General features: G+C 56.6%; 20 protein-coding genes and 1 pseudogene. 15 read left to right on the top strand and 6 right to left on the bottom strand.

The window, feature by feature from the left end; genetic code table 11:
- Positions 1-6: 6 nt before the first annotated feature.
- From AC1UK9_RS18825 to AC1UK9_RS18805, 5 genes are all read left to right on the top strand, one after another.
- Complete coding sequence (locus AC1UK9_RS18825) at positions 7-1,119, top strand: polysaccharide pyruvyl transferase family protein (RefSeq protein WP_482578276.1); 1,113 nt, start codon at positions 7-9, stop codon at positions 1,117-1,119.
- Positions 1,116-2,345 carry an MATE family efflux transporter gene (locus AC1UK9_RS18820; RefSeq protein WP_482578275.1) on the top strand — a complete coding sequence of 410 codons (1,230 nt, stop codon included), beginning with the start codon at positions 1,116-1,118 and terminating at the stop codon, positions 2,343-2,345. Before AC1UK9_RS18825 ends, AC1UK9_RS18820 begins: the two co-directional genes overlap by 4 nt.
- Complete coding sequence (locus tag AC1UK9_RS18815) at positions 2,336-3,439, top strand: hypothetical protein (protein WP_025111088.1); 1,104 nt, start codon at positions 2,336-2,338, stop codon at positions 3,437-3,439. Before AC1UK9_RS18820 ends, AC1UK9_RS18815 begins: the two co-directional genes overlap by 10 nt.
- Positions 3,440-3,451: 12 nt before the next feature.
- Positions 3,452-4,495, top strand: a complete 1,044-nt coding sequence (locus AC1UK9_RS18810; RefSeq protein ID WP_482578274.1) for an acyltransferase family protein — start codon at positions 3,452-3,454, stop codon at positions 4,493-4,495.
- 226 nt (positions 4,496-4,721) lie between these two features.
- Positions 4,722-5,852 (top strand): GDSL-type esterase/lipase family protein, encoded by a 1,131-nt coding sequence (locus AC1UK9_RS18805; protein ID WP_482578273.1) that lies wholly within the window; start codon positions 4,722-4,724, stop codon positions 5,850-5,852.
- Positions 5,853-5,880: 28 nt separating this feature from the next.
- On the opposite strand, the gene AC1UK9_RS18800 is transcribed toward AC1UK9_RS18805, so the two are convergent.
- Together AC1UK9_RS18800 and galU are read right to left on the bottom strand one after the other, a co-directional pair.
- Complete coding sequence (locus tag AC1UK9_RS18800) at positions 5,881-6,294, bottom strand: mannose-1-phosphate guanylyltransferase (protein WP_482578272.1); 414 nt, start codon at positions 6,292-6,294, stop codon at positions 5,881-5,883.
- Between the two features lie 37 nt (positions 6,295-6,331).
- Positions 6,332-7,165: a UTP--glucose-1-phosphate uridylyltransferase GalU gene (gene galU, locus AC1UK9_RS18795; protein WP_025111092.1), complete on the bottom strand. Its 834-nt coding sequence runs from the start codon at positions 7,163-7,165 to the stop codon at positions 6,332-6,334.
- 389 nt (positions 7,166-7,554) lie between these two features.
- Here galU and galE point away from each other — a divergent pair, with 389 nt between their 5' ends.
- The 6 genes from galE to AC1UK9_RS18765 all read left to right on the top strand — a co-directional run bounded on the left by galE (position 7,555) and on the right by AC1UK9_RS18765 (position 13,754).
- Positions 7,555-8,571: a UDP-glucose 4-epimerase GalE gene (galE, locus tag AC1UK9_RS18790; protein WP_473013094.1), complete on the top strand. Its 1,017-nt coding sequence runs from the start codon at positions 7,555-7,557 to the stop codon at positions 8,569-8,571.
- A gap of 231 nt (positions 8,572-8,802) precedes the next feature.
- Complete coding sequence (locus AC1UK9_RS18785) at positions 8,803-9,039, top strand: hypothetical protein (RefSeq protein WP_003226528.1); 237 nt, start codon at positions 8,803-8,805, stop codon at positions 9,037-9,039.
- An 89-nt stretch (positions 9,040-9,128) separates the two neighbouring features.
- Complete coding sequence (locus AC1UK9_RS18780) at positions 9,129-10,247, top strand: polysaccharide biosynthesis/export family protein (RefSeq protein WP_482578271.1); 1,119 nt, start codon at positions 9,129-9,131, stop codon at positions 10,245-10,247.
- A gap of 8 nt (positions 10,248-10,255) precedes the next feature.
- Positions 10,256-10,921 (top strand): YjbF family lipoprotein, encoded by a 666-nt coding sequence (locus AC1UK9_RS18775; protein WP_025111095.1) that lies wholly within the window; start codon positions 10,256-10,258, stop codon positions 10,919-10,921.
- Positions 10,918-11,679 carry a capsule biosynthesis GfcC family protein gene (locus AC1UK9_RS18770; RefSeq protein ID WP_473013091.1) on the top strand — a complete coding sequence of 254 codons (762 nt, stop codon included), beginning with the start codon at positions 10,918-10,920 and terminating at the stop codon, positions 11,677-11,679. The genes AC1UK9_RS18775 and AC1UK9_RS18770 overlap by 4 nt, the downstream gene beginning before the upstream one ends.
- Positions 11,676-13,754 carry a YjbH domain-containing protein gene (locus AC1UK9_RS18765; protein WP_482578270.1) on the top strand — a complete coding sequence of 693 codons (2,079 nt, stop codon included), beginning with the start codon at positions 11,676-11,678 and terminating at the stop codon, positions 13,752-13,754. The genes AC1UK9_RS18770 and AC1UK9_RS18765 overlap by 4 nt, the downstream gene beginning before the upstream one ends.
- A 547-nt stretch (positions 13,755-14,301) precedes the next feature.
- On the opposite strand, the gene AC1UK9_RS18760 is transcribed toward AC1UK9_RS18765, so the two are convergent.
- The 3 genes from AC1UK9_RS18760 to AC1UK9_RS18750 all read right to left on the bottom strand — a co-directional run bounded on the left by AC1UK9_RS18760 (position 14,302) and on the right by AC1UK9_RS18750 (position 17,764).
- Positions 14,302-15,696: an undecaprenyl-phosphate glucose phosphotransferase gene (locus tag AC1UK9_RS18760; protein ID WP_025111098.1), complete on the bottom strand. Its 1,395-nt coding sequence runs from the start codon at positions 15,694-15,696 to the stop codon at positions 14,302-14,304.
- Positions 15,697-16,084: 388 nt separating this feature from the next.
- Positions 16,085-16,744: a winged helix-turn-helix domain-containing protein gene (locus tag AC1UK9_RS18755; RefSeq protein ID WP_482578269.1), complete on the bottom strand. Its 660-nt coding sequence runs from the start codon at positions 16,742-16,744 to the stop codon at positions 16,085-16,087.
- Between the two features lie 279 nt (positions 16,745-17,023).
- A complete protein-coding gene (locus AC1UK9_RS18750; protein ID WP_482578268.1) occupies positions 17,024-17,764 on the bottom strand; it encodes a winged helix-turn-helix domain-containing protein in 741 nt (246 codons plus the stop codon).
- A gap of 505 nt (positions 17,765-18,269) precedes the next feature.
- On the opposite strand from AC1UK9_RS18750, the gene AC1UK9_RS18745 reads away from it, so the two are divergent.
- The gene (locus tag AC1UK9_RS18745; RefSeq protein ID WP_482578267.1) at positions 18,270-19,103 is read left to right on the top strand and encodes an undecaprenyl-diphosphate phosphatase; all 834 of its coding nucleotides are present in this window, start codon (positions 18,270-18,272) and stop codon (positions 19,101-19,103) included.
- A 52-nt stretch (positions 19,104-19,155) separates the two neighbouring features.
- Here AC1UK9_RS18745 and dusA read toward each other — a convergent pair whose 3' ends face one another.
- Positions 19,156-20,151, bottom strand: a complete 996-nt coding sequence (dusA, locus tag AC1UK9_RS18740) for a tRNA dihydrouridine(20/20a) synthase DusA (RefSeq protein WP_482578266.1) — start codon at positions 20,149-20,151, stop codon at positions 19,156-19,158.
- 200 nt (positions 20,152-20,351) lie between these two features.
- Here dusA and AC1UK9_RS18735 point away from each other — a divergent pair, with 200 nt between their 5' ends.
- The 3 genes and pseudogenes from AC1UK9_RS18735 to AC1UK9_RS18725 all read left to right on the top strand — a co-directional run bounded on the left by AC1UK9_RS18735 (position 20,352) and on the right by AC1UK9_RS18725 (position 22,977).
- Complete coding sequence (locus tag AC1UK9_RS18735; RefSeq protein ID WP_482578265.1) at positions 20,352-20,729, top strand: DUF6232 family protein; 378 nt, start codon at positions 20,352-20,354, stop codon at positions 20,727-20,729.
- Positions 20,730-20,820: 91 nt separating this feature from the next.
- Positions 20,821-22,227: a KAP family P-loop NTPase fold protein gene (locus AC1UK9_RS18730; protein ID WP_482578264.1), complete on the top strand. Its 1,407-nt coding sequence runs from the start codon at positions 20,821-20,823 to the stop codon at positions 22,225-22,227.
- A 373-nt stretch (positions 22,228-22,600) separates the two neighbouring features.
- Positions 22,601-22,977, top strand: a pseudogene (locus AC1UK9_RS18725) (DUF6124 family protein).
- Positions 22,978-23,182 lie beyond the last annotated feature (205 nt).

Here is a 23,182-nt window from a genome sequence, read left to right as displayed (position 1 = left end):
CAGCTTATGAACGTAACGATTTTGCATGGCTACAGTGCCTCCAACTCCGGTGACGGCCTGCTCGTCGATCTGGCCATTGCGCTGGTGCAGCGCAACTTTGGCGAAGACACCGCGATCAATGTCGTGGCGTCCGATCCGCAGTCTTTCGACTATTTGCCGCACCCGCGTTTTGACGCGCCGGTGATGGCGGCCAAGGGCCTGGGCCGAGTCAAGCAGGCGGTGTTCCTCAATCAGTCGTATGCCGGCCTTGCGGAGCTGTTGCAGAAGACTGATCTGATCGTCGGTGTGGGTGGCGGTTACATGCGCTCCAAAAGCGCCTTCGAACACATCAAGTTGAAGCTTGGCCACGCCAAGCAACTGGAAACGGCGATCCTCAGCAAAGTGCCCTCGGTGTACCTGCCGCAAAGCATCGGCCCGTTCCATGGCGAGAGCCGCAAGATCGTCGAGCACTACGCAAGTGCTGATGCGGTGTTCGTGCGCGATAACCGCTCCTCGGCGATGTTCGATGCCTGTGAAAACGTCTACCGCGCGCCGGACCTGGCGGTGCAGTCACTGGCGAGCAAGATCCTTATGCAACCCAAGTTCACCCGCTGCGCCGCATCGCCGGCCACTGTCTGCGTGGTCCTGCGCAAGCCGCCGGAGTGGAGCAAGGACAAGAAGGTCGCCTACGTCGCCAACCTGAAGCTGCTGCTGCAGCGCCTGAAGAACAAAAGCAAAGTGGTCTGCGCAGTACAGAGCGCCGTTCGCGGCAATGATGACGGGGCGTTCTATCGCGAGTTGGGTATCACCGAAGACCTGCTGTCGCTGAAGGCCACAATTGCCCAATATCAGCCCGACCTGGTGATCTCGGTGCGCCTGCACGGCGCCATCGAGTCGCTGCTGTCCGGTGTTCCGGCGTACCACATCAGCTATGAGCGCAAGGGCTTCGGCGCCTATCAGGACATGGGCGTGGAGGATTGGGTGATCAATGGTGGCGACATCAATGTCGACACCATCATCGACACCGTTTACGCGCCCAACGCACTGTCGAATTTCGGCAAGCGCCTGACCGACACCTGCCGCGAAATCGAGGCAAAAACCGTGGCCATGGACGAGATCATCAAAGGGATCGTTCGATGATATTTCGCCTGCTGCTGCGCGGTGGAGCGTTAGGCGCGAAGTTTCTGCTGGTGTTGGCCATCACCCATTACCTGGGTTACGAAGCGCTGGGTTTTTATGGGGTGGTGGTCGCGGCTTCGCTGATCGCCTCAAAGTTTTACAGCGTCGGGTTCAGTTCCGAGATCAATCGGTTGATCAGCGTCGGCGGCAGTTCGCGGCGGGTGGTCGACAAAGTCCTGTTGCTGTACCTGGCGGTAGGGCTGCTGCTGTCGCTGCTGACGGTGGGGATCTACTCGCTGTTTCAGCAGGTCGAGGCGAGCACTGCGCTGATCCTCTGCGTGACGCTGGTGCTGCTCACTGAACACCTGTCGTTCGAAATCAACTCGTTCGTGTTTTCCGCGCAGAAAGCCACGGCGGGCGCGCTGCTGTTTTTCATCAAGACCGGCCTCTGGGCGCTGCTGGCGGTGGGCGGGATGATGCTCGACCGGGTGTCCGGCATCGCCAGTGTGCTGTGGCTATGGGTGGCGGCGAACGTGCTGGTGATCATCGCCGGTTACCTGATCGTGGTGAATGTGCACAAAGGCCGGGTCAGCGCGGCGCTGACGACCGCGACCGTATGGAAAGCCGGGTTGCCGTTTTATTTCGGTACGGGGTTGATCGCCTTGAGTCAGTACGCCGAGCGCTTTCTGATCGCCGACCTCGAACCCTACGCCAGCCTCGGTAAATACGTGTACGCGTGGTCGGCGGCGAACACCTTGCAGGCGCTGTCTTACGCGGTGGTGGCGGTGGTCGGCATTCCGGTGCTGGCCAAGCGATTTCAGGCCGATCAACAGGCGTTCACGGTCCGGCAATTGTTCGTCAACAAATGGGTAATGCGCTCGCTGGTGGTGTCGGCGGCAGTGGCGGTGCTGATTTATCTGTTCTTCAACGTGGTGCTCGATTATGTCGCCACCAGCGTGCCGCGTCCGGATAACGCGATCCTCGGCGTGCTGATTTTTTCCTTCGCCCTGCGGGCCATCGGCGACATCGTCTGGGGCGGTCTGATCGCCTCGAAAAACAGTCGGGTGTCATTCGCCAGCGCGGCAATCTGCCTGCTGGTGTCGGTGCCGGTCAGCTATGGGCTGATCAAGCACTATTCGATTTATGGCGCGGCGTGGGGCAATGTCTTCGCGATCATCGTGCAGCTCGGCGTGATTGCGCTATTGACCCGTGCGACCCGTGCAAAAGGGGCGCTGGCATGGGGTTGAAGCTGCCGTGCATCGAGTTTCGCGGACGCAGACTCGATTCCTCGCTGTCGTTCCTGATTCTGTTCACCGGATTGTTTCTGTCGGTGGCGATGCCGCTGCTGATCCCGCGTGACCCGGGCCCGGATGCGATGACGTTGTGGTCGTCCTACGCGCGCGCCGACAACTGCAACTTTTGGAACCCGTTCTCGCCGGACCGCTCTTCCTACGAATGTTCGGCGTTCCTGCTGCGGCCCACCGGGATCAACCTGACCAACGCCTGGGCCTACGGGATGTTCTGCAATTTTTTCCTTACGGCGATCCCGGTGGTGGTGTTCCGGCGCATGCCGCTGGCGATCTTCGGCACCCTGTGCCTGTGGGGCGTGGTGCGGTCGTTCTTTCTGGAAAACCTGACCAAGGAAATCATTGTGTCGGTGGCGGTGTTGAGCATTTTGTTCAGCTCGTTAACGCGTAAATACCGCAGCGGTTTTTTCCTCTCGGCGGTGATTTACGGTGTGCTGATCCGGCCTTACTGGATTCTGTTTTCGCTGTCGTGGTTTGGCGTCTGCGTAATGAAAAAGTACGTGTCGCGTTTCACCTTCTTCCTGATGTTGTTCCTGTTTTATCTGGCGGTGGCCATGGCTATCCAGTTGGCGCTGGGGTTTCCGGTGTCGTCGATTCGCGCGAGCAACAACGAGTTGCGCACCGCAGGCGAGGAGGGCTCCAAATCGCTGATTGTGTCGTGGCTCACCGGCAGTGATTTCGTCTCGCAGGCGCTGGATTCGATGATCATCTTCTTCCGGTTGTCGTTCCCGGTGGAGCTGATTCTGCTGTCGGGGCCGGGGCAGGTGATCTTCGTCGCGCTGATGATCATGACTGCTCTGCTGCTGTTCAAAGTCATCACCTCCACCGATTACAAAGGCGCGCCGATCGAGACCAAACCCAAGGAACTGATCGCGATTCCGCTGGCGTTTCTGCTGGTTCAGGGTTTGTTCGAACCGGACTTCGGCTCCTTCGCCCGGCACTTTTCCATGGTGGTGCCGGTGCTGTTTGTCGGGCTGGGCCTGATGTTGCGCGCGAACAAACCGGTACGGGTTGAATCAAGAGTTCTGAATTGAGGCGGGTGCTGTATGTCGAGCAAGAAAAAGTCCCTGGAGATCGAAACCCTGCGCGGCCTGGCGTGCCTGCTGCTGGTGCTCTATCACGTCATCGGCCCGTTGGGCGGGGGGCTGAAAATCGATATCGGCTCGCCGTTCCGGGTCATCGCCGACTCCATGGTGTACGTGCGCATGCCGCTGTTCACCTTCATTTCCGGCTACATCTATTCGATCTACAAAATTCGCGGCAATGACTTTTCCGCATTCTTCAACGGCAAGGTGCGACGACTGATCGTGCCGCTGTTTTGCGTCGGTGTGCCGTTCTCGGTGTTGCAGGCGGTGGGGCCGGGCGTGAACAAGGACGTCGGGGTAATCGACGCGTTGTTGTCGTTCTGGGTTCCGGTCAACCACTTCTGGTTCTTGCAGGCGGTGTTCATCATTTTCATGTTCGTCGGCCTGCTGGAATGGCGCTGGATGCTGCGCTCGATGACGCGCTTGTATGGGCTGTTTGCATTTGCGGCGGCGGTGTTTCTGTTGCCACCGTTCAAGCTCGATGCGTTCGGCATCAATGGCGCGATTTACCTGCTGCCGTTTTTCGTGGCGGGGATGATCGGGCAGGAAAATGTCGAGGCGCTGAAGCAGCGGTTCAAGGTGATCGGGCCGCTGGGGTTTGTGCTGATCTCGTTGACGCTGCTGTATGTCGCGGCGATTGATCGCGAGTTGATTGTCGATCGTCGCAGTCTGATCGGGTTGACCGTGGGCTGTGTGTCCTGCATCGCTTTGCTGTCCAGTGACATGCGCTCGAAGTGGCTGACCTGGCTGGGTGGGTATTCTTACGCGATCTTCCTGTTCCATGTGCTGTTTGCGGCGACTTCGCGGTTTGTCATGGGGCGACTGGGCGTGAAAGACGAAAGTATTCTGGTGCTCAGCGGACTGCTGTCTGGCCTGTTGGGGCCGGTGCTGTTGTCGATGATTTTCAGTCGCTTCAATGTCACGTCGGTACTGTTCCTGGGTGAGCGTGCGGCGAAGAAGAAACCGGCGGCGAGCATTGCTCCGGTGGTGCCAGCCAATAGCTGAAAAGCTTCGCGAGCAAGCCCGCTCCCACAGGGTTCAGGTTGGACACAGATTAAGCAGACGCCCGCAACACCTGTAGGAGTGAGCCTGCTCGCGATAGCGGTCTGTCAGTCAGAGTGACAGCGTCTGAACCAACGCCATCGCGAGCAGGGTTTTCGGCAATTCACGCAACCCCTGTGGGAGCGGGCTTGCTCGCGAAGGGTCCATTCCAGACTGAAGGAAATAACGCATGTTGGCAGTGGATGACGCTCAGCCCGTTGCAGCGTCGGTAGTCGAAGCAGGCGATGCCCGCGAGCGCTTTGCGCAGTGGCGCGAAGGCAAGGCGGGGAAGGTGCTGTCGGTCTCGGTGATCGGCGACAGCTACAGCGCCGGGCAGGATTTCTACCTGAACAAACTGGTGCAGCGCGTGGCCGGGGAGGTCGGTTTTGCCGGTCCCGGTTATGTCGGCTTCAACCATGGCGCGGCGCTGGGCGGTACACATTTCAAATACACCCGCAGCAGTGAGAAGTACTTCGGCGGTGGCTGGCAGGTGTCCGGACTCGGTCAGGCCAGCCCCGACAGCCGCACGGTGACCGGCAAGCCCGGTGCCTGGCTTGAGATTGACGCCAGTGCGACACCGGCGATCAACACCGCCGTTACTCAGGCGAAATTGCTCTACCTGGGCACTGGCGAGTCCGCAGAGCTGCGCTATCGCTGGACGCCGTCGCAAGACTGGCAGCCGCTGAAACTTGATGGCTCAGGCGTACAGGAAGTACCGCTGGCCGGTCTTGCGGCAGCGGCAGACTGGTCGTTCAGACTGGAAGTGGTGAAGGGCGCGCCGACCTTGTTTGGGCTGTGGATGAGCAATGATCACGACGGCGTACGCGTGTCGAAACTGGCTGCATCGGGCGCAGCTTCCGCGGACTTCTATCACCAGGATCCGCAATGGCAGGTGCAGTGGAAAGCCGCCGTGTCGAAGATCCCCGCCGACATTTACCTGATCATGCTCGGCGGCAACGATCAGGGCTTTGGGGTCAAACCCGAACAGTATCTGCAGAACGTTCAGGGGCTGGTGGCAATGATCCGCGAGATTCAACCGGCGGCGAGCATCAACCTGATCCTGCGCCAGGACACCACGCGTTCCAGCGCCTATCCGATGTCAGCGTACGCACAGGTCTTGCAGCCGTGGGCGCATGAGCAGCATCTGGGTTTCGCCAATCTGCAATGCGCCTTTGGGCCTGACGTCAAACGGTATGCCGCCGCGATGATCGGCCCGGACAAGATTCATCCGCAGCCGGCCACGGGCGGGAAGGTGATTGCCGATTATTTCTATGGCTGGATCACCGGCACCAAGGATCGTTGCGACGTGTCGCCACGATGATCGTTCCCTACGCTCTGCGTGAGGTCGATCAGGAGTCCTGCTGAAAGGCATCGACTTGACTCAGCAACTCCGAGAGCTTCTGCGGCATCAGCTGCGTGGCACAACGAGTCTCGACATTGATGATGATTGCCGGCTCGTTGCAGCACAGACGCACGCGGAATCGCCAGTCGCTGAAGATCACTTTCAGACCATCACGGTCATCCATTTCCAGCGCCTGCCCGGCGTAGCGTTTCTTCAGATGGGCGAGCAGGGGATAGGGATCTGCCAGCGTGCGACGAATATCGCCGGACGCGGGGAACATGCCGATACGCTCCACCAGCAGAATGCTGCCCAGCCACGACTCGTTGGCGCTGGGCAATGGCTGATGGCGTGACAACCAGCTCACCACCCCGAGGTTGCCCACCTCCCGCTCAATGTCCGCTGAATGTTGTGCGATGTTCATGCTGGTCTCCTGAAAGAGAAGTGGGCGGGGAACCGTCTCAGCGGCCCTTGAGATAAACGTTGTCGTAGCAGAAATTGGTCGCCTGCAAGTAACCCTCGGCGTCGCCGCAGTCGAAGCGCAGGCCCTTGAACTTGTAGGCCAGCACGCAACCGTTCTGCGCCTGTTTCATCAGCGCGTCGGTGATCTGGATCTCGCCACCCTTGCCGGGTTGGGTGTCGGCGATCAGGTCGAAGATGTCCGGGGTCAGGATGTAGCGGCCGATGATCGCCAGGTTTGACGGAGCGTCCTGCGGCGCCGGTTTTTCCACCATGTGGTTGACCCGGTAAATACCTTCGGAAATCAGTTCGCCGGCGATCACTCCGTATTTGTGAGTCTGATCGGCCGGGACTTCCTGGATGGCGACGATCGAGCAGCGGAATTTCTTGTACAGCTGGATCATTTGCGTGAGTACGCCGTCACCTTCCAGGTTCAGGCACAGGTCATCGGCCAGTACCACAGCGAAGGGTTCATCGCCGATCAGCGGGCGGCCGCTGAGAATCGCGTGGCCCAGGCCTTTCATTTCCACCTGACGGGTGTAGGAGAAGGTGCAGGTGTCGATCAGCTCGCGGGTGCCGGCGAGGAATTTTTCTTTCTCGGTGCCGCGGATCTGGTGTTCGAGTTCGTAGCTGATGTCGAAGTGGTCTTCCAGCGCACGCTTGCCCCGACCGGTGACGATTGCCATGTGCTGCAGGCCAGCGTCCCGTGCTTCTTCGACGGCGTATTCGATCAACGGCTTGTTGACGATCGGCAGCATTTCCTTGGGCATGGCTTTGGTGGCTGGCAAGAAACGCGTGCCGTAACCGGCGGCGGGGAACAAACATTTACGAATCATAAAAATATCCTGAACAGTCATGGAACACCGTCAACGGGTGCGCGCACTAACGAAGGTGTGCAAGTTTCAATGAATATTGAAAGACTGCTTTAATACCTGAGTCAGGTGCTGAGTGGCAATTAGCAAGCGCGGTAAAACATGACAATGTTATGAGATGTCGGTAACAGCGTTATTAGTTATTTTTAGTCGGTATCTGTTGATAGTGACGAGTGTACTTGGGGTGCTAATAAGTACCCGGCAATACAGTTTGACCTGCAAAAATATTTATTGCCAGTGGTTGAACTAATTTTGTTTGAGGCTGTTGTCGTCCTTCTTTGTGTGGTGCGCCACAGAATGAATAAAAGGGACTTGACAGGCTACTAGTCACTTATCCAATGACGGACCGCGCTATGAAGATTCTGGTAACGGGTGGCGCCGGCTATATCGGCTCGCACACCACACTTGCGCTGCTGGAAGCAGGTTATGAAGTTGTTGTACTGGATAATCTTTGCAACAGCAGCGACGCGGCACTGCACGCGGTGGAAGGCATTTGCGGAAAACGTGCGTTGATGATTCGCGGCGATGTCTGCGACCGGGCGTTGCTGGACCGGATTTTTCGCGAGCACCACATCGAAGCGGTCCTGCATTTTGCCGGGCTGAAGGCCGTGGGCGAGAGCGTGCGCAAGCCGCTGGAGTACTACGAGAACAACGTCGGCGGCAGCGTCACGCTGTGCCAGGCGATGGCCGCGGCAGGGGTGTTCCGCCTGGTGTTCAGCTCGTCGGCCACAGTGTATGGCGAGCCTGCGCAGATGCCGATCCGCGAGGATTTCCCCACCGGCGTTCCGACCAACCCTTATGGCCAGTCCAAACTGATCGTCGAGAACGTGCTGCGCGACCTGAGTCAGGCCGAGCCGCGCTGGAGCATCGCCTTGCTGCGCTACTTCAACCCGATCGGCGCCCATGATAGCGGGCACATGGGCGAAGACCCCAACGGCATCCCCAACAACCTGCTGCCTTACATCAGCCAGGTGGCAGTCGGCAGCCTGCAGGAGTTGTCGATCTTCGGCGACGATTACCCGACGATCGACGGCACCGGCGTGCGTGACTACATCCACGTCGTCGACCTTGCGGATGGCCACCTGAAGGCGTTGCAGTCGATTGCCGGTCGCCCGGGCATTCACACCTGGAACCTCGGTACCGGCGACGGCTACAGCGTGATGCAAGTGCTGCGCGCCTTCGAGCAGGCCAGCGGGCAGCCGGTGCCATACCGGGTGATGCCGCGTCGCAGCGGTGACATCGCCGAGAGTTGGGCCGATGCCTCGAAAGCGGCAAAGGAACTCGGCTGGAAAGCCACGCGCAATTTGCAGGACATGGTCACCGATACCTGGCGCTGGCAATCGAACCATCCTCGCGGTTATCTCGAATGATGTCGTTCTAATACTGAATGTTAGTTTCGGTCAGGTGTTAGATATCGTCGGGAAAATACGCTGGAAATGCCTTTTGCAAGTCCGTAGATATAAACCTGCCGTTCGACTTTTATCAGTTGGGTAAGACTGTGAAAGAACGACGGATCTTGTTCGCACTTTTCGCGGACTTGAACTCTACCACCTCTAACACCGGCCGGTTTTTAACAGGCCGACTGTTAGAAAGGAGTTGATATGAAGAAAGTGATGGCGATTGCCCTGTTGACGATGTTGAGCAACTGGGCGTCCGCCGCTGAAGCGCCGCTTACTGCGGTAACCAATGTATCTGGCAGTGTCGCGGCTTCTACAGCGCCTGCTGCCAGTACGGCAATGGTTGCCAGTGCAGTCGCAGCGTCCAACAGCGGCGGAAGTGCCAACGGCGGTACCACTGGCACCACCGGTACTACCGGCACCACCGGCACGCACAACTAACAGGAACATTTGTTAGTGCAGTACAGGGTCGCCCGACGCAAGTCGGGTGACTTTATTTTTAGATTTGCCTTGAATAGCGTAGTGCCATTATGACTCGTAGTTTTTCTCTCTTGATGTTGGCAAGTTTCGCTTTGCAAGGTTGCATGTTTTCCCCTGGCCAATACCTCAGCACCAGTGACATCACCCGCCAGGGCGCCAGCGAGAGCAGTCGGGTCGAACTGATCCCGATCACGCCCAAGCTGATCTCGATGACGCGCGCCACGCAAAAGCGTGAATCGGTGCCTGCGGAACTGCTGGCAACGCCTGCCGAATACCGCATCGGCAGCAACGACGTGTTGTACATCACGGTGTGGGATCACCCGGAGCTGACCGCGCCATCGGGGGCACAACAGCAGATCGACGCCAACGGGCGTCTGGTGCGCTCCGATGGCACGCTGTACTACCCGTTCATCAAGGAAGTGCAGGCGGCTGGCAAAACCATCCAGCAACTGCGTGCGGACATCGAAACCCGACTGTCGGCGTTCATCGCCGAGCCGCAAGTGGATGTTGCGGTGCTGCGTTTCGCCAGTCAGAAAGTGGTGGTCTCGGGCGCCGTGGCCAAGGCCGGTCCACAGCCGATTTCCACCAACCCGTTGAGCGTGGTCGAGGCCCTCGGTTCCGCCGGCATCGATACCAACAATGCCGATTTGTCGGGCCTGCTGCTGACCCGCAATGGTCGGGTGTATCCGCTCAATCTCGACGCACTCAATCAGCACGATTCCGAGTTGCAGAACGTCTACCTCAAGGGGGGTGATCAGCTGTATCTGCCGTACAACGACAACAAGCGCATCTACGTCATGGGCGAAGTCAATCAGCCCCGTGCGCTGAGCTTCAAGACTGCAACGATGAACCTGTCTGACGTACTTGGTTCGGTCGGCGGCTTGAGTCAGACCACCTCCAACGGCAATGCGGTGTACGTCATTCGCGGGGTGGAGAATCTCGATGTCGAGCCGGCGAAGATCTATCAGCTGGAAGCCGAGTCGCCAACGGCTATGGCCCTCGCTTCGCACTTTCAAGTACGTCCCCAGGACGTGGTGTATGTCGGGCCTGCCAACGTGACGCGCTGGAACCGCCTGATCAGCCAGTTGGTGCCATCGGCATCGATTGTCGGCACCGGCGCTTCCGCTGCGAAGAACTGGAGCGAATTCAGTAACAACAACGCCAAATAGGCCCGACTGTGAAAACCTTGAAAGTTGGCGTCTGCCTGATGGCGGCCTTGTTGCTGTGTGGCTGTAACCCGCTGATGACCGCCTCGGTGCGCAACCTGAAGTCAGCGGTGCTCGGCCCGGATGATCTGGATGTGACGGCGGCTCAGGTGGCCGAGGTCAAGTACCCGCAAATCAAACTGACTACGCCGTCCGGCTCCGGGGTGCTGGCGCTGGTGCGCGAGCGTGAAGACCTGCAGTTCTGGGTTGCCTCCGGCAAGCAGGTATTGCTGCTGCGTGACGGCCTCGCCGTGCGCACCATCGGCCTTGGCGTGGAGGGTGATCTGGACGGCACGCGGCTGTCCGACGACGCGCCGTTCAAACAAGGCCTGCACCGCGTTGCCGATGGCTTCACCACCCAGCGCTGGATCGACCTTTACAAGGGGCAGGAGGTCGGCTTGATCGTCAACAGCCGCTTTTTGCGCCGGTCCACGCAAACCCTGGACATTCTCGACAAGGAATACACCGTGCTGCGTGTCGACGAGCAAATCGACGTCCCGGCCATCGGCCTGCGTGCGACCAACCATTATTGGGTTGATCCGGTGGACGGTTTCATTGTGCAGAGCGAGCAGCAACTGACCTCGCAATTGCGCGTGCGCATCGTGCAATTGACGCCTGATCGCAGGCATCTGCCGTGAAGCGCTTGCGGATGTTATCGGCTTGCCTGTTGTTGATCAGCGGCGTCGGTCAGGCAGCGGTCACCGTCAGCGGCGACGTCGCCAATCCGGGACCGGTCGAATTGCCACCAGGCGGGCGCTTGCTTGACGTGATCAGCGTGGCGCAACCGAATGCCGAAGGTTACTGGCTGGCGGGGGAGTTGCTGCGTCAGTCGTTGCTGGACGAGCAGGCCCGGCTCAAGGCTGGGGTGCTGTTCGATCTGGATGTGCTGCAACGCATGGCTGCGCTGTTCGACCGCCCCGGTCGGGCGGCACTGGCGTTGCGCCTGGCCGGGCAGGTGCAGCAGATGGCGGTCACTGGCCGGCAGGTCGCGGATCTCGATCCGGTCGCGGTGGAAGTCGGTTTCGCGCGCAACATTCGCCTGGATGACGGCGATCGTCTGATCTACCCGAAGCGGGTCGATGAGGTGCAAGTGCTGGGCGCGGTTGCCGACACTTGCCACGTGCCTTATCAGCCGCTGCTGGAGGCGCGCGAGTACCTGCAAAGTTGCACGCCGCTAGACGATGCCGAGGCCGATTATCTGTGGCTGATCCAGCCCAATGGTGCGGTCCGGCGCGTGGGCATTGCGCACTGGAATCGCGAGAGTGGGCACTTCCCAGTGGCCGGCAGCAAGATTCTGGTGCCGGTGAAAAACGATGATCTTGATCCGCCTGTTCCTGAACTGAATCAGCAGTTGGCCGAATTGATTGCCACGCAGCTGGCTGAGGTGGTTCGTTGAAGTTACGTGTTGCAGCTGTGTTGTTATTGCCGTTCGGTCTGGTGCATGCCGAGCCGCGCATTACTCAAAATGATTTCGGTGGCACGGGGCTGTTGCAGACGCCGACGGCGCGCATGGCCCCGGCCGGCGAACTGAGTGTCAACGCCAACCGCACCGAGCCTTACAGCCGCTACAGCGTGTCGCTGCAGCCGCTGGACTGGCTCGAAGGCTCGTTCCGCTACACCGCCATCACTAACCGCCCGTACGGGCCGGAGTCGATGAGCGGCAGCCAGAGCTATAAGGATAAGGCGGTCGATGTCAAAGTCCGGTTGTGGGAGGAGAGCCACTGGGCGCCCGACTTCGCCATCGGCTTCCGGGACATCGGCGGTACCGGCCTGTTCGCCAGTGAATATTTCGTCGCCAACAAGCGCTATGACAATTTCGATTTCAGTGCCGGCATTGCCTGGGGGTACCTGGGCAATCGCGGCGACATCGACAACCCGCTGGGCTACCTCGATGATCGCTTCAAGACCCGGCCCGCGATGGAAGGCACCGGCGACGTCAACGCCGGTTCGTACTTTCGCGGCAAGCCTTCGTTCTTCGGCGGCGTGAGCTATCAGACGCCGTGGGATCGGCTCAGCCTGAAACTCGAATACGAAGGCAACGACTACAAGCACGAACCGAAGGACAACGTGATCGTGCAGGACTCGCCGATCAACCTCGGCGCAGTGTTCAAGGTCACCGATTCGGTTGACGTCAGCGCGGCGTGGGAGCGTGGCAACACGGCGATGTTCGGCGTGACTTTTCACACCAATTTCGTCAGCCGCAAGGCGCCGGCCAAGACCTACGACCCGGCGCCCGAACCGTTGCCGGCGAAGGTGCCGACCACGCCGCTCGATCAGGTCAACTGGGCCGATGTGTCGCAACGCCTGCAGCAAAATGCCGGGTACAAGGTCGAGCGCATCAGCCAGCGCGATTCCGAGTTGATCGTGTACGGCGAGCAGCAGCGCTACTTCCATTCGTCCAAGGCAGTTGGCCGCGCGAGCCGGATTCTCGACAACAGTGTGAACGACGACATCAACTGGTTCACCGTGGTCAACAAGCGCTACGACTTGCCGCTGGAAGAGACCAGCGTGCCACGCCAGACCTTCCGTGAAGTGATCAACAACGAGGAGCCGCTGGAGTCGTTGCACCGCACCACCGAGATCAATCCGGCGATGCCGCACAACGAGAAAACCCTCTATACCGAAGCGCCGCAGCATTTCAGTTATGGTGTCGGCCTGGGCTTCAAGCAAAACGTCGGCGGCCCTGATGGCTTGCTCTATCAGTTCAGTGCCGACGCGGATGCCGAGTACCGCTTCAACCGCAACACCTGGTGGAGCGGGCTGCTCAGTGCCAACCTGGCGAACAACTTTGACAAGTTCAGCTACGATGCGCCGAGCGGTCTGCCGCGGGTGCGCACCGATTTGCGTCAGTACCTGACCACCTCGGAAGTGACCATGCCGTTGTTCCAGGTCAGCCATGCCGAGCAGTTGGACAAAGACCTGTATGGCATGGTCTACGGCGGGTATCTGGAGTCGATGTTTGCCGGTGTCGGCGGTGAGGTGCTGTTTCGTCCGACCGGCGAGCGCTGGTCGGTAGGCGCCGATCTGAACTATGTACGCCAGCGTGAATTCGACCAGGGTTTCGGCCTGCGCGACTACTCGATCTGGACCGGCCACATCACCGGTTACACCGACCTGCCGTACGACACGCTGGCTGCGGTCAGCGTCGGTCGCTATCTGGCAGGTGACTGGGGCGGCACGCTCGACATTTCCCGCGAGTTCTTCAACGGCGTGCGCTTCGGCGCCTGGGCCACGATCACCACCGCCGGCAGTGCGGAGTACGGAGAGGGTAGTTTCGACAAGGGTATCTATCTGTCGATCCCGTTCGACGAAATGATGAGCATGTCGACCATGCGCCGCGCCAACCTCGTCTGGGCCCCACTGACCCGTGACGGCGGCGCAAGGCTCAATCGCAGCTTCCAGCTGCACTCGATGACCGACAGCCGCGAGGGCGACATGTTCTACCGCAACTTCTCGAAGATTACCGAGTAACCCCCGGAACCTGTAGGCGTGAGCCTGCTCGCGAAGGCGTCAGCGCATTCGACATCAATGTCGCCTGACCCACCGCTTTCGCGAGCAAGCCCGCTCCCACAAAGGGACCTGCGGCAGCCACCCATCCCGATCCAACGCCCAATCCCCTGTGGGAGCGGGCTTGCTCGCGAAGGCGTCAGCGCATTCGACATCAATGCCACCTGACCCACCGCTTTCGCGAGCAAGCCCGCTCCCACAAAGGGACCTGCGGCAGCCACCCATCCCGATCCAACGCCCAATCCCCGGTGGGAGCGGGCTTGCTCGCGAAGGCGTCGGCCCATTCAACATCAATGCCACCTGACCCACCGCATTCGCTTGCAGGCAAGCTCCCACAATGAGTTCTGCGGCAGGCCACAAATCCCGAGCCATACCGAGATCCCCTGTGGGAGCTAGCCTGCTAGCGATGGCGTCAGTCCATCCAGCATCAATACCCGTTCCCTCTAAATCCCGCCCACAAAAAAGGGGACTTTCGTCCCCTTGCGGTATTGCCTGGCCTAGCACCAGCCCATCAATAAATGTCTTTCGACAGCAACGTAAACGGCGTCTTCACCAGAATCTTCAGATCCAGCCACAACGACCAGTTGTTGATGTAATGCAGGTCCATCTCGACGCGACGCTGCATCTTGTCGATGGTGTCGGTCTCGCCACGGCAGCCGCTGATTTGCGCCAGGCCGGTGATACCCGGTTTGATTCGGTGACGGGCCATGTACGCGAGGATTTTCCCCGAGTAGTAGTTGTTGTGCGCCACCGCGTGCGGACGCGGACCGACAAGGGCCATCTGTCCCTGCAGCACGTTGAACAACTGCGGCAGTTCGTCCAGCGACGTGCGGCGGATGAAGCGCCCGACCGCAGTGATGCGCGAGTCATTGCGGCTGGCCTGGATCACCTCGCGGTCATCGTGAACGCGCATTGAGCGGTACTTCCAGACCTGAATCACCTTGCCGTTCCAGCCGTGGCGATCCTGCTTGAAGAACACCGGGCCGGGAGAGCTGATCTTCACCGCCAGCGCAATCAGCAGCAGCAGCGGGCTCAACAGGATGATCGCCAGCAACGCCACGCCTTTTTCCACCAGACTTTTGCTCAGGGCAGCGGTAGGGCGGCTGGTCAGCGGGCTCTCGTTGAGGCAGATCGCCGGCAGACCGTCCACCACCTTCACTGAGTGGTTGAGCAGGGTCAGGCTGTTCAAGTCCGGTACCCAGACCACATCAACGTTGGCACCCAGCAAATCGACATACATCGCTTCGATTTTCGCGGCTTCCGCCAGTGGCAGGGTGATGTACAAACGGCGGATGTCATGGTCCTTGATCAGTTGCAGCAGATCTTCCTGATCACCGACCACACGTGGTGCGTCCGCATCCAGATTTGCCGTCGCACCATTGCTGACCAAACCGACCAGCGGCAGGTTTTCCACCTGACTGATCTTCTTCGCCAGGCCCAGTGCCAACTCACCCGTTCCGACGATCAGGGTCTTCTGCGCGCTGGTGCGGGAACGCTGGTAGTACTTGGAAAATGCATGCAGCGGCGCGTACAACAGCGCCTGACCGAGGAAGCCGTACACCGCCCAACTCAGCGTCACTTCACGGGAGAACACCTCGTCGGCCTTGCACACGAACGCGATACAAGCCAGCGCCACCATGGTCATCGACCAGCCCATGAACAAACGCCCGAGCCCGGTCAGGTAATTGTCCTGCTTGCGATACACGCCGCTGAACGTATACGCCGGCACCGAAGCCAGTACCGCCAGTGTCGCGCACATGCGGTAATAGAACTCGACCGTTCCTGTGTGTTGTTCAGCCAGCATGAACAACAGTGCAACAATGAAACTCTGCGCCAGCGCCCATTGGCCCCAGAAGGTAAGTCCCTTGAGGCCGTTATTTCGATTGATCCGTAGAGAAAGTTCCATGAGATATCCCCAGAAATACGTCCATTCAGGTTTCGACAGTTGAAGTCCGAGTTGCTAGTAGGCTTGTTGTTGTTATTGGACGAGTGTCCTGAGGCAACAACGTCGATAGGCCGAACTGTCGTCAATCAATAGACTAAGTTATTGCCGGAGAGGGTGTCTGACGAGTTCTAACAAGATGGCACAATGCCAACTTTTTAATAATCAAATACAAGGCTGTTAGAAAAGGTCGCAGAACGGAGGGTGAATAAATTATGTTGTGTTTGTTACTGTAGGAGGGGTGGAGGCAGGGAGCTTTATTTTACCAGGGGAGGTGAAGTCAAACAGAGTGCTCTTGTTGTTTTTGTAATCGCACTGTTCTGTTTGTCTTGTTCGTTGATATCGTCGGTGTTTACGCCACGATGTCCTGGATGAGGCAATAACCGCGGTTTCTTACGGCACGAAACAAGCGCTCACCATTACTGGCACTTTTGAACTTGTCCTGCAGGCGACTCAGGCACATCTCAAGGCCACGATACTGTTCCGGCTCGCGGCCGATGCTGAGGATCAGGTCATCTCGACTGACCACGCGTTCTTCGTGATTGAGCATCTTCCTGACCAGCGCGGTCTCAAGCCCGGTAAGGCTGATCTCGACGCCTTCCTTGACCAGTGCGCCTTGATCGTTGTCCAGGTGCCAGGTCTCGCTGCACGGTGCGCCGTCTTCATTGGCTGAAGTCCGGTGGATGGCGTCCGCGTTCATCGCCGGGACTTTGTGAAACGGATTTGCCGATTGCGCGGCCAGCCATTCCGACTCGAGGGTGGCCAGTATGCGCTGAGTATCGTGTTCAATTGTGCGGGCGACGTTTTTCCGGGTGCCGCTTGGGTAAGAGAACTCCATCAGCAGGGGGGCGGAAGAGGGCGAAGTAGCACCTTCAATAAACATTTGTGCCTGAGACGTGCCAAACGAATTGAAACGCTCGCTGGACAGAATGCTCTCAAGTTCACGCTGCGACGTTGTACTGTGAGTCACGACGACAAAATATTTTCTCGGGAGGGTTGTACTCGTTTCCATGTCTCTCTCCTAAAATGTGCACCAAAATGGGCGAAAAGATAAATCGGCAGGCGAGCAATGACTTCCTTGGAAGTAATCGACAGGCAGGGTCTGGGCCCAAAATGGCCCTCGATAAGTTCCACTCGTTCTGCTGCTATGTTGTTAAGTTTATTGTTATGGTTCGGTGTAGCCGCGCTCATTCAATTGCTTGATTATTAGTAGATTTGAAGTACAACTAGAGCTGTATGGTTGCATATGACGATCCTTCGTAAGTATGCAAAGAGGATGGCTGCCCGAGAGTCAGGCAGTCGATATCAGACCCCGCATCAGGCGATAGCCATAGCCGCGGATACTCTGAATCGCGTTTGTACCATACATGTCCTTGATTTTTCCACGCAAGCGGCTGATCGATTTTTCCAGCGCTCTCGGGTCGTAGAAATTGGTATTGAGCCCCATGATGCTGGCGATTTCATCATGGCTGAGGATGTGGTTGCTGGTCTGCGCAAAGGCTTCCAGGATCTTCATCTCGGCAAACGAGATGTCGAGTTTCTGGCTGGTGCCCAGCAGGCAGATACGCGTCGGGTCGAGCGTCAGATTGATATCCCGCTGCCATTCTTCGCTGTTGAAGAACTCACCAAGCAACTCTGCGCCCTCGTCGGAAAGAGTATTGAGCTTGATACAGAAGTCGGCACCGGCCAGAAAGTACTTGATCTTGTTGAAGGCGCCGCGACCGGTGATGACCGCGCAGATTATCGGCTTCAAGTTGTCGGTGCGCAGGTTCTCGATCAGCGCAAGATTGTCTTCCAGCGCTTGCGGACTGTCGATAACGAGAAAGATGGCCCGATACGAACCAGAAAGTTCATTGTGCTTATATGAACTAGTGTACGAACCGGCCTCAAGTGCCATATCAGTGCGTACGTGCTGTGCGACCAGCGTCCTAAAATGTTCAGCCACGCCACGGGTACGGCCCAGAGTGAGAACACCGGGTTCGTCGTTTGTCGGGCGCGGACTTCTAGTCGCCAAGTTCCCTGAGAGCATCATGCATTGACTCGAATTAGGTGCTGACATCGGGATGTTAAAGCACCGGTTCTCATCTGTGACTGACAATTGGTAACATTCACGCGATTTTTAGACGTGGCTCCCGAGTTTTCTAACAATAATTAAGCATTTCAAGCTTTTAGTTGATTTTCTCGGGGCTGTGAACTAGCCGTTACATGATGGCAATGTGGAATTGTGCCACTATTTTGAATCTGTGGCCACGGCTTTGTTCATGTCCAATTGCCACTGTCCGCGTTTACGAGATAGTGTGAGCTTGATCACACTTTATTGGCTGGTCGAACTTTTTGCTACTAAATGCCTGAATATTTTCACAAAGGTTCGTAGGCGGACGTTTATTAACATGGCTTGAGTGTGTCTTTTGATAAGACATATTCTCCGTCGCCTGATCGGGCAATGGGTGTCCTTATACCGATTGTTTAACTTCAGATACTCAATTCCTGAATGCAGTTGACCGGTCGCTCATCAAGAGCGCTCTGACGGAGGATTAATGGATTTCTGGACCTTTATCCAGGTGTTGATTTTGGGCGCGGTAGAAGGCCTGACCGAGTTCTTGCCGATCTCCAGTACCGGCCACCAGATCATCGTCGCCGACCTGCTGGACTTCGGCGGCGAACGCGCCATGGCGTTCAACATCATTATCCAGCTGGGGGCGATTCTGGCCGTGGTCTGGGAGTTTCGACCGAAGATCTTCGACATCGTCAAAGGCCTGCCGACCCAACGCAATGCGCAACGTTTCACCCTCAATCTGCTGATCGCCTTTCTTCCGGCGGTGGTACTTGGCGTGTTGTTCGCTGACAAAATCCATCAATACCTGTTTAACCCGATCACCGTGGCAGTTGCACTGGTGGTGGGCGGCATCGTCATGTTGTGGGCCGAACAACGCCGCCACGTGGTGAGCGTCGAACATGTCGACGACATGCGCTGGTCAGACGCGTTGAAAATCGGCTTCGTGCAATGCCTGGCGATGATTCCGGGCACTTCGCGCTCCGGCTCGACCATCATCGGCGGTTTATTGTTCGGCTTGTCCCGGAAAGCCGCCACAGAGTTCTCGTTCTTCCTCGCCATGCCGACCATGGTCGGCGCGGCGGTGTACTCCGGCTACAAATACCGCGACCTGTTCCAGGCCAGCGATCTGCCGGTATTCGCCCTCGGTTTCGTCATCGCCTTCATCTTCGCCATGATCGCCGTGCGCGGCCTGCTCAAATTCATCGCTAACCACAGCTACGCCGCGTTCGCCTGGTATCGGATCGCGTTTGGCTTGTTGATTCTGGCGACGTGGGTGTTTGGCTGGGTGAACTGGACGGAAGCGGCGGCGGGGTGATGCGCACGCCAGGCGGATCAACCCGCCTGGCGCGTTTTACGGAGGGGAGGGCTCAACGCCCTTGCAGCAACTCGCCAGCCTGATCCAGCAACGCCAGCGGATCCGTGGCCTTGTGAATATCCACCGACAACAACTGACGGAATTTACGCGCCCCCGGGAACCCGGTACCCAACCCCAGCACGTGCCGGGTGATGTGATGCATCGCACCACCGGCCTGCAAATGCTCGGCAATATAAGGCCGCAACTGTGCCAGCGCTTCGGCACGGCTGATCACCGGCGCGCTGCTGCCGAACAACTGCTGATCCACCTCCGCCAGCAAATACGGATTGTGATAAGCCTCACGCCCGAGCATCACACCGTCAAAAGTCTGCAAATGCTCATGGCAGGCCTCCATCGTCTTGATCCCGCCGTTCAGCACAATCTCCAGCTCCGGAAAATCCGCCTTCAACTGCGCCGCCACGTCATAGCGCAACGGCGGAATGTCGCGATTCTCCTTCGGCGACAACCCCTCCAGAATCGCAATCCGCGCATGCACAGTAAAACTGGTACACCCGGCATCCCGCACCGTACCGACGAAATCACACAACTCGGCGTAACTGTCCCGCCCATTGATCCCGATCCGATGTTTCACCGTCACCGGAATCGACACCGCATCGCGCATCGCCTTCACACAATCCGCCACCAACTGCGGATGCCCCATCAGGCACGCACCGATCATATTGTTCTGCACCCGATCACTCGGGCAGCCGACATTGAGGTTCACCTCGTCGTAACCATGCGCCTGAGCCATGCGCGTGCAGGCGGCCAGATCTAGGGGAACACTACCGCCCAGTTGCAGCGCCAGCGGGTGCTCGGCTTCGTTGTGACGGAGGAAACGTTCGTGATCGCCGTTGAGGAGGGCGCCGGTGGTGACCATTTCGGTGTAGAGCAGGGCGTTCTTCGACAGGAGGCGTAGGAAGAAACGGCAATGGCGGTCGGTCCAATCCATCATCGGGGCGACGGAGAAGCGGCGGGAGAGTGGGGCGGGTGTGGCGGAGATAGGGGACATTGGCGGTTCTGGATTGGGTGGGGCTGGGAGGTGGGGGAGTTTATCAGGAATGAGAGTGGTGGGCTTGCAGATGCTCTTCCGCAACAGTCATGACATTTGAGAGTGCTTTTTTCAATCAACCGACTAGCATGGGGTGGCGATTTGATGGCTAAATCTCTATTTTCTAAACCAATAAAACCAAGCCTGTGCAGGGAGATGCAATGGACGCTCAGCAAGAAAAAGTCTTTTTTGACGAACGTGAAGTGAAGGTTACCAACAGCCGATTCATTCTTCCGGGGCAAAAGACGTTCGCGATGAGCGGAGTCACGGCAGTGAAAACCTCTCAAATAAATCCTAACCGTACTTGGCCCGTACTGCTGATGATCGTCGGGGCGATTATAGGGTATAACAAAGGTATCAATACCGCTTCCGTCGTCTTGTTTTTTGCTGGTCTTGCTTGGTTCTTTATGCAGAAGACGATATATACAATCGTACTTACTACGTCTTCTGGAGAGCAGCAAGCTCTGCAAGATGCGGATCTTTCTTGGATTTCCAGAGTCGTTGGCGCGATAAATGATTCAATCATTCATCGTGGATGAAAAAAATGGCGGATTTATTTGCTAGGGGGCGGTAAATAACTCCATCTCTACTGTTTCATATAAAAGTGATGTTTATTAAAAGGATTTTTCAGTGAAGTTAAAAAATACTGCTCTTGAAGTCACAGGTAACGATATTTTCCTAAATGACAAGCTCCAGCGTAAAAAAAGCGTTGAAGAGCTTACTAGGCTACTTGAAAACATTGTTTCTCCTTTGGTTTTTTCTGTGAATGCTCCATGGGGAGCCGGAAAAACAACATATCTTCGTATGTTATATTTGAACTTGAAATCTCAGGGTCGGAAAACTATTTATTTTAGTGCGTGGGAAACAGATTTTGCATCTGATCCATTGTTGGCGTTTTTGGGTGAAATCAATATTGGTTTGAAAGAATACCTAGGTGAAAGTCCTCGGAAAAATAAAGCATGGGAAAAGGCTAAAAAAGCTGGTGCGCATATCTTGCGGCGAGGAGTTCCAGTCGCTGTTAAGGTGGCAACTGCAGGGCTTCTGGATGCGGATAAAATAATAGAGGATGAATCTGGGAAACTTGCTGAGGCATTATCCAAGGATGTTATCGACGCGTACTCAAAGAACAAAGAGGCAATTGCTGAGTTTAAAGCCAGCGTGAAAAGCGTCTTGGATGGTGATGAAGGGGAAATAGAAAAGCTTTATATATTTGTCGATGAGTTGGATAGGTGTCGTCCTACTTACGCTATAGAGCTGCTTGAACGGGTCAAGCACCTGCTTGATATTGAAGGTTTGGTGTTTGTTTTGGCGTTAGATAAAAAGCAACTGGCTCATAGCGTTAGGGCAGTGTATGGGGCGGAATTTGATGCTGTAGGCTATTTAAGACGATTCATTGATGTTGAGTTTAATCTTCCGCCAGTAAAGTATGAAGCTTTTGTGGAGCATTTATACAAGCTTTTTGAATTCAAAAAATATTTTACTGCTAATTCTTACGCAGATACCGCAAAAGACGGGAGCGATTTAGTCGAGTCACTGAGGATAATTGCTTCCAGTCAGAGGATGCCTCTTAGAACGTTAGAGCAGTTTTTTGCTAAGGTTAAGATAGTATTATTAAGTGTCTCCCAGAAAAACTTCCTGTATCCGGAACTGGTCGTTTTCCTGATTTTTGTGAAAGATAATCACCCTGATATATATGAGGAGTTCTCAAGTTTGCGCGGAAAGGTTGAGCGCTTGGTTGGTGTTATAGATCAGGTTCTTGATAGTAATGATGCCGGTGCTGTATTTCTAAAGCAGCATGTTGAAGCATCTATAATTGCGGGTAGTCTAAATTCTGAAAATAAATGGGCAAAAGAGTATTTGGTGAAGATTACTAAGTTGAGTGAGGTTAGTACTACGCCTGATGCGCTTCGCAGGCACTATGATAATGTTGTTGAATTGGTTGAGCAGTATACTCGCGTAAATAATAAGGTGCCACTAGATACGATTTTTAATCGCATAGAGATGTTGAATGGTTTTGTGTTTGATGAGGAAGTTTGAAGTTGTTTTTGTGTAAGTTAAGCAACTGGTTTTCTCGGTTGTTGGGTTTCTTCCGTAATGTTAATGATTGGATGTTACGGGTTGAAGGAGCGTAAGAATTGGCGTCCTGCGTGTTCGACTGGGTCCTTGTAAAAAAGATTGCGAATTTATTTAGAGGGAAGGGTGTTAGTCGGTAAATAAGTACACCCCGTCGTCGCCCAAAACTCAGCGCTATCAGCTACCCCTGTAATATGTTGATTTTGCGATTTATTTTGTGTGTTGTTTTCGGGCTTCTTTCCAGATATAGCTATATGTGAGTGCTGGCTAGCGAATTAATATTTTGTCTCTTCGGTGGTGGATATAAGTCTTTTTTCGAATTTTTAGCTTTTTCTATATCTCAGCTTTCAAGTTTTCTAAAGTAACGCCCAACCCACCCGAAACCGACCCCGCATCCCCTACGAATCCCTCGATTCCCGCAAGCTCCACGAAGCCGCCGAGCGCGCCCTCGATCACTACCTCACCCCGGCCAGCCAGATCATGGCCAGCGGTGATCAATCCAAACCGATGTTCCTCGCCAACCCGGCCTACGACACCGAATCCCTGCTCGCTAACGCCAGCGAGTCCCTGGGTTCCGCCACCACCATGCTCAACGATTTCGCCGCGTTGCTGGATGTCTCGCACCGCAAGACGCCGCTGGGCATTGCGCAGGTGGTGATGTTGGGGGAGTTGGCGGTGAATCAGGCGTTGGATAACGTCGAGCTCAAGGCGTAGATCGTTGCCCTCCGTGGCGAGCGGCGAGGTCGTGGCTGCGGAGGGCGCTGTGTCGATTCTCGAAACAACCGCTCAAGACGGCGGTTTTTCAAGGCTTTCGTCGCCAGTAGCGATGTGCCACAAAAGATGATGGCAATGCGTCATCACGCACGCGAAAAAGTTCACTGATTGTACAAAAATATAAAGTTGTACAACTTTTCCCAAA

The organism is Pseudomonas sp. AK-TSAG1-1 (genome assembly GCF_056821665.1).
Note: the sequence above shows the minus strand (reverse complement) of the source record. Positions and strands in the feature narration are given on the sequence as shown.

What these genes read in the sequence shown, in the direction of transcription:
- AC1UK9_RS18825 (WP_482578276.1), top strand. Translation starts at nt 7, where the DNA reads ATGAACGTAACGATTTTGCATGGCTACAGTGCCTCCAACTCCGGTGAC.
- AC1UK9_RS18820 (WP_482578275.1), top strand. Translation starts at nt 1,116, where the DNA reads ATGATATTTCGCCTGCTGCTGCGCGGTGGAGCGTTAGGCGCGAAGTTT.
- AC1UK9_RS18815 (WP_025111088.1), top strand. Translation starts at nt 2,336, where the DNA reads ATGGGGTTGAAGCTGCCGTGCATCGAGTTTCGCGGACGCAGACTCGAT.
- AC1UK9_RS18810 (WP_482578274.1), top strand. Translation starts at nt 3,452, where the DNA reads ATGTCGAGCAAGAAAAAGTCCCTGGAGATCGAAACCCTGCGCGGCCTG.
- AC1UK9_RS18805 (WP_482578273.1), top strand. Translation starts at nt 4,722, where the DNA reads ATGTTGGCAGTGGATGACGCTCAGCCCGTTGCAGCGTCGGTAGTCGAA.
- AC1UK9_RS18800 (WP_482578272.1), bottom strand. Translation starts at nt 6,294, where the DNA reads ATGAACATCGCACAACATTCAGCGGACATTGAGCGGGAGGTGGGCAAC.
- galU (WP_025111092.1), bottom strand. Translation starts at nt 7,165, where the DNA reads ATGATTCGTAAATGTTTGTTCCCCGCCGCCGGTTACGGCACGCGTTTC.
- galE (WP_473013094.1), top strand. Translation starts at nt 7,555, where the DNA reads ATGAAGATTCTGGTAACGGGTGGCGCCGGCTATATCGGCTCGCACACC.
- AC1UK9_RS18785 (WP_003226528.1), top strand. Translation starts at nt 8,803, where the DNA reads ATGAAGAAAGTGATGGCGATTGCCCTGTTGACGATGTTGAGCAACTGG.
- AC1UK9_RS18780 (WP_482578271.1), top strand. Translation starts at nt 9,129, where the DNA reads ATGACTCGTAGTTTTTCTCTCTTGATGTTGGCAAGTTTCGCTTTGCAA.
- AC1UK9_RS18760 (WP_025111098.1), bottom strand. Translation starts at nt 15,696, where the DNA reads ATGGAACTTTCTCTACGGATCAATCGAAATAACGGCCTCAAGGGACTT.
- AC1UK9_RS18755 (WP_482578269.1), bottom strand. Translation starts at nt 16,744, where the DNA reads ATGGAAACGAGTACAACCCTCCCGAGAAAATATTTTGTCGTCGTGACT.
- AC1UK9_RS18750 (WP_482578268.1), bottom strand. Translation starts at nt 17,764, where the DNA reads ATGATGCTCTCAGGGAACTTGGCGACTAGAAGTCCGCGCCCGACAAAC.
- AC1UK9_RS18745 (WP_482578267.1), top strand. Translation starts at nt 18,270, where the DNA reads ATGGATTTCTGGACCTTTATCCAGGTGTTGATTTTGGGCGCGGTAGAA.
- dusA (WP_482578266.1), bottom strand. Translation starts at nt 20,151, where the DNA reads ATGTCCCCTATCTCCGCCACACCCGCCCCACTCTCCCGCCGCTTCTCC.
- AC1UK9_RS18735 (WP_482578265.1), top strand. Translation starts at nt 20,352, where the DNA reads ATGGACGCTCAGCAAGAAAAAGTCTTTTTTGACGAACGTGAAGTGAAG.